The organism is Mesorhizobium sp. M7A.F.Ca.US.002.01.1.1 (assembly GCF_004022955.1).
Lineage (GTDB): Bacteria > Pseudomonadota > Alphaproteobacteria > Rhizobiales > Rhizobiaceae > Mesorhizobium > Mesorhizobium ciceri.
In genome coordinates this window covers 1-8,380 of sequence record NZ_RZQE01000254.1, presented here as the reverse complement: position 1 = coordinate 8,380, position 8,380 = coordinate 1, and the positions used below count along the sequence as shown (strand labels likewise).

The 8,380-nt window shown below is 61.0% G+C and carries 9 protein-coding genes and 1 pseudogene; 6 read left to right on the top strand and 4 right to left on the bottom strand.

Annotated elements, in window-relative coordinates; translation table 11 throughout:
* Together EN932_RS22220 and EN932_RS22215 are read right to left on the bottom strand one after the other, a co-directional pair.
* Nucleotides 1-1,046, bottom strand: a 1,046-nt coding sequence (locus tag EN932_RS22220; RefSeq protein ID WP_164890569.1) for a GMC family oxidoreductase, incomplete at its 3' end; no start/stop codon positions are given.
* Nucleotides 1,047-1,048: 2 nt separating this feature from the next.
* Nucleotides 1,049-1,675 carry a gluconate 2-dehydrogenase subunit 3 family protein gene (locus tag EN932_RS22215; RefSeq protein WP_224619294.1) on the bottom strand — a complete coding sequence of 209 codons (627 nt, stop codon included), beginning with the start codon at nt 1,673-1,675 and terminating at the stop codon, nt 1,049-1,051.
* A 588-nt stretch (nt 1,676-2,263) separates the two neighbouring features.
* On the opposite strand from EN932_RS22215, the gene EN932_RS22210 reads away from it, so the two are divergent.
* On the top strand, nt 2,264-2,701 hold the full coding sequence (locus EN932_RS22210) for a VOC family protein (protein WP_024503525.1): 438 nt from the start codon (nt 2,264-2,266) through the stop codon (nt 2,699-2,701).
* A 10-nt stretch (nt 2,702-2,711) separates the two neighbouring features.
* Here EN932_RS22210 and EN932_RS22205 read toward each other — a convergent pair whose 3' ends face one another.
* Complete coding sequence (locus tag EN932_RS22205; protein WP_063167926.1) at nt 2,712-3,017, bottom strand: ribbon-helix-helix domain-containing protein; 306 nt, start codon at nt 3,015-3,017, stop codon at nt 2,712-2,714.
* Nucleotides 3,018-3,224: 207 nt separating this feature from the next.
* Here EN932_RS22205 and EN932_RS22200 point away from each other — a divergent pair, with 207 nt between their 5' ends.
* From EN932_RS22200 to EN932_RS22190, 3 genes are all read left to right on the top strand, one after another.
* Nucleotides 3,225-3,620 (top strand): VOC family protein, encoded by a 396-nt coding sequence (locus EN932_RS22200; protein WP_027161507.1) that lies wholly within the window; start codon nt 3,225-3,227, stop codon nt 3,618-3,620.
* A gap of 81 nt (nt 3,621-3,701) precedes the next feature.
* The gene (locus tag EN932_RS22195; protein ID WP_024503522.1) at nt 3,702-4,232 is read left to right on the top strand and encodes a hypothetical protein; all 531 of its coding nucleotides are present in this window, start codon (nt 3,702-3,704) and stop codon (nt 4,230-4,232) included.
* A 46-nt stretch (nt 4,233-4,278) separates the two neighbouring features.
* Complete coding sequence (locus EN932_RS22190; RefSeq protein ID WP_127385404.1) at nt 4,279-5,850, top strand: GMC family oxidoreductase; 1,572 nt, start codon at nt 4,279-4,281, stop codon at nt 5,848-5,850.
* A 64-nt stretch (nt 5,851-5,914) separates the two neighbouring features.
* Here EN932_RS22190 and EN932_RS22185 read toward each other — a convergent pair whose 3' ends face one another.
* A complete protein-coding gene (locus EN932_RS22185) occupies nt 5,915-6,328 on the bottom strand; it encodes a hypothetical protein (RefSeq protein ID WP_027161509.1) in 414 nt (137 codons plus the stop codon).
* Between the two features lie 311 nt (nt 6,329-6,639).
* Here EN932_RS22185 and urtA point away from each other — a divergent pair, with 311 nt between their 5' ends.
* Nucleotides 6,640-7,950 (top strand): urea ABC transporter substrate-binding protein, encoded by a 1,311-nt coding sequence (gene urtA, locus EN932_RS22180; RefSeq protein ID WP_013531849.1) that lies wholly within the window; start codon nt 6,640-6,642, stop codon nt 7,948-7,950.
* A gap of 97 nt (nt 7,951-8,047) precedes the next feature.
* Nucleotides 8,048-8,380, top strand: a pseudogene (locus tag EN932_RS22175) (urea ABC transporter permease subunit UrtB); the annotation flags it as partial.

Here is an 8,380-nt window from a genome sequence, read left to right as displayed (position 1 = left end):
GCGTTTGTCTGGTAGCAGTAATTGCGCCCAACCGTTCCTTCGCCGCTGCCGGGGTCGTAGATCTTGCCGATGCCGGACAGCATCATCAGCCGGGCATTGTGCAGGCCGTAGGCGCACAGCAGCACCAGATCGGCCGGCTGGAAGTACTCCTCGCCTGAGGTATCGACGTAGGTCACGCCGCGCGCCGACTTGCCTCCGGGAGCCAGATCGACATGCAGTACCTCGCTGTCGGTGCGGACTTCGAAATTGGACTTCTTCATCAGCACCGGAAGGACGGTGGTCTGGGCGCTCGACTTCGAATAGTTGGCACAGCCGAAGCGTTCGCAGAATCCGCAATAGGTGCATTGACCCATGGCGATGCCGAGCGGGTTGACATAGGCCCGCGACATGTTGGCGGATGGGGTCGGGAAGGGATGCAGGCCGATCGACCGGCCGACCTCGGCGAACAGGGTTGGCGCGTAGGTCATCTGCATCGGCGGGTTCGGATAATCCCGCGACCTTGGATCCTCGAACGGATTGCCGCCTTCCTGCAACTGCCCCTTGATATTGCCGGCCTTGCCCGAGATGCCTGCCAGATACTCGAACTGGTCGTAATAGGGCTCCATCTCCGCGCCGGTCACGCCCCAGTCCTCGACCTGGAGATCGGCGATTCTCGATGCACCATATTTCTTGGTCAGATTGGTCTTTATCTGAAAGTCTGAATCCCAGAACCGCCAGGTGTGGCCGTTCCAGTGGACGCCGGCGCCGCCGACGCCGTTGCCGGGGAGGAAGGAGCCGAAATCGCGCATCGGCAGCGCCTTCTGCGACGGGTCGTTGCGCACCGTCATGGTTTCCAAGGCGGGCTGCAGGAAGAGGTCGCGCCGGATGCTGTAGCGCAACTCATCCTGCGCGTAGCCGATGTTGAAATCGGTTGCCGTATCGCGCCAGGGGCCGCGTTCTATAGCCACCACGTCCAGGCCCTGATCGGTCAATTCGTGGGCCAGAATGGATCCCGTCCAGCCGAGGCCGACGATCACGACGTCTTTGCGAGGCAGTATCTTGGTCATGATCAGGCGCCTTTGCCGAGCCATTCGGGGCGCCCGATGATCGAGACAGGCGGCTGCGGATATGGCTGATTGTGTTTGCTGACATGGTCGCGGTAGTCGTAGCGGGCGCCTGGAAAACCAAGCATGCGCCACGAGACCATGTCCTTGTTGCCGCCATAGACGGGGTCGGCAAAGAACCCCTCCATGGTGTTCTGCAGCAGAAGCCCGAAGAAACCCGGCCCCTTGACGCCATTGGGCAGGTCGACCTTCCCGGCCTCCATAGCCGTCAGGAAGGCATCCTGTTCGGCCGGTGCGAGCTCGACGAATGTCTTGCCGTCCCGCTGTTTCAGGAAAGCGTCGATGGCGGCAAGCCCGGTGCGGTAACGCTGCGCCGGATTGGCCTCGCCCTGATAGCCCTGGGTGGGCAGTCCAGGCAGAAACGGGCCTTGCGTGTAAAGCCGGCTCGACGCACCGAACGCCCCCATCAACTGCCTGTCGATATAGACGGCGCAACCGGCTTCCTTGCCGCCCATGCTGAGCTCGTCGGCCGGAATGATGCGGTCGACGATCGCCTCGACTAGGGCTGCTTCCTGGGCCGAGAAAAAGTGCCAGCCGCCTGCCACGACCTGCGTCGGTGGATCGGATGCCATTGGCGTCCAGGGCAAAGTGCCCGAGAACGATCGCGCAAAACCGGCCGATGTCGCGGTTGCCGTAAACATTGCGACCGAGGACAGGAAAAGACGCCGATTCATTCGGACAGGGTTGCGACGGTTCATATTAGGAATCTCAAAAATAAGAGAGCGCGCTTGGGAAGTGATGCCCAAGTATTCATGACAACGATAGTTAGGTTAAGCCGCAGATCGAATGCCGATAGACTGCGAGATGAAAATGACCTCGTCAACCACATCACAAAATCGTTAGCGAGGGTTTGGTCTACTGTCGACCAGGTCTGCTTGTGCTGTTGGAAGCCGGTTTTCGCCCGGAACTTGGGCTGCAGCGTCGCCTCTTGCAGAGCGTCCTGGCATACGCGGCCGGATACTGGACCGATAGAAACAGCATCGTGCCATCAGGCATGAATCAGGGACAGCCACAGACCGGCTGGCGTTCGAGGTAGTGGTCGACACCAGGGCGCCACCGCGACGTATCACGAGGCGTTTCGGACCCCTTGATCATACCTGCTCAGCTGGCAAGCAGCCTAATGAGTTTACGACCTGGACGACGCCTTGTAGACTGAACACATGGCGCTCAAACGGATGGACAACATAGGAATCGTCGTCGATGACCTCGAAGAGACGATTGGTTTCTTTGGCGAGCTCGGCCTTGAGCTCGAAGGGCGGGCCACGATCGAAGGAGAATGGGCCGGACGTGTCACTGGACTGGGCGATCAACGCGTCGAGATTGCCATGATGCGGACGCCGGACGGCCACAGCCGGCTCGAACTGTCCCGCTTCCTCACGCCGCCTGTCGTCTCGGATCACCGCAACGCCCCGGTTAACGCCCTCGGCTACCTCCGCGTCATGTTCGCCGTGGACGACATTGACGGGACGCTTGAAAGGCTCCGCAATCGCGGTGCGCGGCTCGAAGGCGAAGTTGTCCAGTATAGAGACGTGTATCGGCTCTGCTACATTCGAGGGCCCGGAGGGCTTCTCATAGGGCTCGCGCAAGAACTAAGCTGAGCGCAATGCGCTAAGCGGCCTGCCGCTTCGGCACCATCTGCTCATCCATCCCCGGCCGATGGCCGCGCAGATAGAGCGCGCAGGTGGTGCGCAGCATCGACGCAAAGTTCGGGATGGCGCCGTTGATCTCTATGGCTTCGTCATAGAGCTTGGAGATGAATTTCGGCGTCGTCAGGTTCTGGTTTTCGGCGATCTCGTCAAGCAACGCCCAGAACGTCGCTTCGAGCTGGATGCTGGTCGAGTGACCGTCGATGCGAATCGAGCGGTTGATCTGGCGATAGCCTTCGGGGTCCTGGCCCGCAAACACCCTGCACATCCGACAAACCTCCCATGATTGTTGGTCTTGGGTGGACGGCGTGCAGTTTGATACTGCTTGACCTGTCCCCACACGTATTCTCGGGCAAAATTGCCGGTCCGGCAATCGGACTTTCGTCCCGTTCGCGGCTGCGGGCGTGGTAACCGGCTGCCACCACCTTTTGTCCGCGCCGCGCATAATCGCCTCCACACCAGCGCGGAGACTAATTTGGCCAAGGCGATCCACAGTATGATCCGGGTTCTCGACGAGACCCGATCGGTCGATTTCTACAGAAACGCCTTCGGGCTCAATGTCGCCGACAGGCTGGATTTCGAGACGTTCACGCTCCTTTACCTCAGCAATGCCGAGGCAGGGTTCGAGCTCGAACTGACCGTGAACAAGGATCGGCAGGAAGCTTACGGGCTCGGCGACGGCTACGGTCACTTCGCTGTCTCCGTCGCCGACCTCGACAGCGAACATGACCGTCTCGGTGCGCTTGGCCTGAATCCGAAGAAGATCGTCGAGTTCAACCGCGACGGATCGCTGATCGCCCGCTTTTTCTTCATCGAGGACCCCGACGGCTACAAGATCGAGGTTCTGCAGCGCGGAGGTCGCTTCCAATAGGAGACATAGCAGTCGCGCCGGCAGGTGCGGCGCCAGCAAACGCACTCTCAACAGTGCACATAGCAAGCAGGGAGGAATAAAATGGTCACGATCTATGACGCGAAGCCCGGGCTTTCACGTCGCGAGCTTCTCAAACGCGGCGGCATCGGCGCGCTGCTCGTCATCTCCGGTAGCGCCGTCATCAGTCCTGAACATGCCTGGGGGCTCGAGACATCGGCACTCAAGCCCGAAACCATGGCGACGCTGATCCAGATGGCGCGCGACATCTATCCGCACGATCAGGTGCCGGACAAATACTACGCCATTGCCGTGAAAGGTCATGACGAGCAGGCCGGCAAGGACGCCGCCTACAAGGCGATGCTCGAGGATGGCATCGCCGACCTCGACAAGAAATCCGGTGGCGGCGGCTATCGCGGCCTTGGCTGGGAGGACCAGCGGGTCGCGATGCTGAAGCAGATCGAGGCGACGCCGTTTTTCCAGGCCATCAGAGGCGGCCTTGTGGTCGGCCTCTACAACCAGAAAGAGGTGTGGCCGATCTTCGGCTACGAGGGCGAGTCCTATTCCAAGGGCGGCTACATCGCGCGCGGTTTCGACGACATCGAGTGGCTCTGAGCCCCGTCGTTCCTGAACCCGCAAACAGAAATCATGGGAGGAAACCATGGCAGCTTCATTTGATCTGAACAACGACGGCGTGGTCGTCATCATCGGTTCGGGCGCCGGCGGCGGCACGCTCGGCAACGAACTTGCCCAGAAGGGTGTCGACGTCGTCATCCTGGAAGCCGGCGCGCGCCACGAATACGAGGATTTCGTCAATGACGAGTGGGGTTCGTTCGCCCAGCTCGCCTGGACCGACAAGCGCACCACGTCCGGCGACTGGCGCGTGGCAAAGGATTTTCCGAACCTGCCGGCCTGGGTCGTCAAGTCGGTCGGCGGTTCGACCACGCATTGGGCGGGAGCCTCGCTGCGCTTCCAGGAGCACGAGTTCAAGACGCTCTCGACCTATGGCAAACTGGAAGGCGCCAACCTGCTCGATTGGCCGATCACGCTGGCCGAGATGGAGCCCTACTACGCCAAGGCCGAGGCCAAGATGGGCGTCACCGGCACCAATGACTGGCCGCGGCTGCCGGGCAACAACAATTTCAAGGTGTTGAAGGCCGGCGCCGACAAGCTCGGCTACAAGGAATGCCACACCGGCAACATGGCCATCAACTCGGTCGATCGCGACGATCGTAATTCCTGCCAGCAAACCGGCTTCTGCTTCCAGGGCTGTAAATGGGGCGCCAAATGGTCGACGCTCTACACCGAGATCCCCAAGGGCGAGGCGACAGGCCATCTCGAAGTCAGGCCGAATGCCATGGCGATCAAGATCAACCACGACGCCAGCGGAAAGGTGACCGGCGTCGTCTACGCCGACAAGGACGGCAAGCTGCAGGAGCAGAAGGCGCGCATCGTCGCGGTTGCCGGCAACTCGATCGAGAGCCCAAGGCTGCTGCTCAATTCGGCGTCGGGAAAATTCCCCGATGGGCTTGCCAACTCGTCGGGCCAGGTCGGCAAGAACTACATGCGCCACACCACCGGCTCGGTCTATGCCATCTTCGACAGGCCGGTGCATATGTATCGCGGCACCACCATGGCCGGCATCATCCGCGACGAGGCGCGGCATGATCCGTCGCGTGGGTTCGTGGGCGGCTACGAGTTCGAGACGCTGTCGCTCGGCCTGCCGTTCATGGCCGCATTCCTCGATCCGGGCGCCTGGGGGCGCTCGTTCACCACCGCACTCGATCACTACGACCACATGGCCGGCCTGTGGATCGTCGGTGAGGACATGCCGCGCGCGGAGAACCGCATCACGCTGCATGCAGACGAGAAGGACGCGCACGGCATGCCGATCGCCGACGTGCATTTCGACGACCATCCGAACGACACGGCGATGCGTAACCACGCCTACAAACAGGCTACGGCACTTTACGATGCGGTCGGCGCCACCCGCACCTTCCCGACGCCACCCTATCCGTCGACTCACAATCTCGGCACCAACCGGATGAGCGAGAAAGCGGAAGACGGGGTCGTCAACAAGCACGGCCAGGCGCACGACATCAAGAACCTGTTCGTGTCGGACGGCAGCCAGTTCACTACCGGGGCCGCTGAAAACCCGACCCTGACGATCGTGTCGCTGGCGATCCGCCAGGCCGACTACATCGCCGCGCAGATGTCGGCAAAGACGATCTAGTCACATCCTCCCGACGGACTGCTGGCGCGGAACCCGCAAGGTTCCGCGCCTTTTTCTTGCCGCCTTATTGCTTGGTGCAGGTCGATGCGGTGAAGGCGCCGTCGGGTTGCTTCATGATGATGTCGAAGGAGGGCACGGTTTCGCCGTCCAGCGTCGCCTGGGTCAGCGACAGCGAGTTGCCGCCGGCGGTGTAGCCGCCCAGTGGTCCCAGCCAGGAAATCACGCCGTTCGCATCCATTTGGTAGTTGTACCCTTGCTGAGCGGGGCCGAAGACGCCGAGGCTGGTGTAGACAGGGCCGCTGTAGACGTTCCCCTTGATGGTGATGTCGCCGAGGCTGAGGAACATGCCAAGCAGGTACACTTCGCAATGATAGGTGCCGTCAGGCATCTTGCCATCGCTGAAATCGGCTCGCGCGGCTCCGGTTGCTGCGGCCAGAAGCAGTATGCCGATGAAAAAGCGTGAAATCCCTGAAATCATGACGTCGCTCGTTTGAAGAGCGAGCTTGCCCTATTTTTGCACCGCGCCGCAACATCGGTCGCCCAAGGCGCCGCTATTGAGATCAAAATCTAGGCAGCCTCAGAGAATGAGCGAAAATTAGGCAAAAACTGTGTAAGCGCGCAAATTTCCCTCAATCGATTTCTGGCCGGCTCTCTTTGTTTTGGAAGCCGCTATATCCAAGGCGCTGATATCTATGAACTATTTGTACCCTTTCGGGATCGCTGGAGCGGTTGGCATGGGGGTTGCATTGTAGTGTTGCAGTGCAATCAACTAGCTTGGGAGTCCGTAATATGAGGGGTAATTTCTCGACAATAACAAAAATGTTTTCGGCTGGTGCGGTCGCCGCCGGCCTGTTGATGTCGGCTCCGGCCAAGGCCGCCGACGACACGATCAAGGTCGGCATTCTCCATTCGCTCTCGGGGACCATGGCGATTTCGGAGACGACACTGAAGGACGCCATGCTGATGCTCATCGACGAGCAGAACGCCAAGGGCGGCCTGCTCGGCAAGAAGCTCGAGGCGGTCGTCGTCGATCCGGCTTCCAACTGGCCGCTGTTTGCCGAAAAGGCGCGCGAACTGATCTCCAAGGACAAGGTTGCGGCGGTGTTCGGCTGCTGGACCTCGGTGTCGCGCAAATCGGTGCTGCCGGTGTTCTCCGAACTCGACAACATCCTGTTCTATCCGGTCCAGTATGAGGGCGAGGAGAGCGAGCGCAACGTGTTCTACACGGGTGCGGCGCCGAACCAGCAGGCGATCCCGGCGGTCGACTATCTGATGAGCGAGGACGGCGGTTCGGTTAAGCGCTGGGTGCTGGAAGGCACCGACTACGTCTATCCGCGCACCACCAACAAGATCCTCGAGGCCTATCTGAAGGCCAAGGGTGTGGCGGCTGAAGACATCATGGTCAATTACACGCCGTTCGGCTTCTCCGACTGGCAGACCGAGGTTTCGGCGATCAAGAAGTTCGGTTCGGCCGGCAAGAAGACCGCCGTCGTCTCGACCGTCAACGGCGACGCCAACGTGCCGTTCTACAAGGAACTCGGCAACCAGGGCATCAAGGCCGAGGACATTCCGGTCATGGCCTTCTCGGTCGGCGAGGAAGAGCTTGCAGGTCTCGACACCGCGCCGCTGGTCGGCCATCTCGCCGCCTGGAACTATTTCGAGAGCATCGATACGCCCGAGAACAAGAAGTTCATCGCCGACTGGCACAAGTTCATCAAGAACGACAAGCGCACCACCAACGACCCGATGGAGGCCCATTATATCGGCTTCAACATGTGGGTGAAGGCGGTCGAGAAGGCCGGCACCACCGATCCGGACAAGGTCATCGACGCCATGATCGGCGTGTCGGTGCCGAACCTGACCGGCGGCTATTCGACGATGATGCCGAACCACCACATCACCAAGCCGGTGCTGATCGGCGAAATCCAGGCCGACGGCCAGTTCGAGACCGTGTCGCGCACGCCGGGCCTGGTGATGGGCGACGAATGGTCCGACTATCTGCCTGATTCCAAGGACCTGATCTCGGATTGGCGCGCGCCTCTGTCCTGCGGCAACTTTAATGTTGCCACCGGCAAGTGCGGCGGCAAGGGCACGAACTGATCCCTCCCAGGGCTGACCCAGTCAGACCGCGCGCGTCCGGACGGCTTCCTCCGCCGTCCGGACGCCCACTTCAACCTTCAGGGGTTACCAGAAACCGATGACCTTAATCCGCACGGGTTTGATGCTGTTGTTCCTGCTGGCGACACTGTCGTCATCGGGCGCTGGCGAAACCGATCTGCGCGGCATCATCGCCAAATTCGCCACGGCCAAGGGCTTTTCCGAGATCGGAGCCGTCGTCCACGAACTGGCAGCCGCTGGCGACCCGGCGGTGGAGCGGCCGCTTGCGGCACTTGCCGACGGCAACCTCTATGTCCGCAAGGCCGATTCCCTGGTGTTTGTCGGCAAGGAAGCGGGCGAGAGCGTCCAGCTTTCCGACCCGTTGAGCGGGGAGGCATCGGGTGAGGCGGCCAAGGACGGCATCACCAAGATC

Excerpts from the sequence above, each read along its gene's own strand:
- EN932_RS22215 (WP_224619294.1), bottom strand. The coding sequence starts at position 1,675 with ATGGCATCCGATCCACCGACGCAGGTCGTGGCAGGCGGCTGGCACTTT.
- EN932_RS22210 (WP_024503525.1), top strand. The coding sequence starts at position 2,264 with ATGGCGCTCAAACGGATGGACAACATAGGAATCGTCGTCGATGACCTC.
- EN932_RS22205 (WP_063167926.1), bottom strand. The coding sequence starts at position 3,017 with ATGTGCAGGGTGTTTGCGGGCCAGGACCCCGAAGGCTATCGCCAGATC.
- EN932_RS22195 (WP_024503522.1), top strand. The coding sequence starts at position 3,702 with ATGGTCACGATCTATGACGCGAAGCCCGGGCTTTCACGTCGCGAGCTT.
- EN932_RS22190 (WP_127385404.1), top strand. The coding sequence starts at position 4,279 with ATGGCAGCTTCATTTGATCTGAACAACGACGGCGTGGTCGTCATCATC.
- EN932_RS22185 (WP_027161509.1), bottom strand. The coding sequence starts at position 6,328 with ATGATTTCAGGGATTTCACGCTTTTTCATCGGCATACTGCTTCTGGCC.
- urtA (WP_013531849.1), top strand. The coding sequence starts at position 6,640 with ATGAGGGGTAATTTCTCGACAATAACAAAAATGTTTTCGGCTGGTGCG.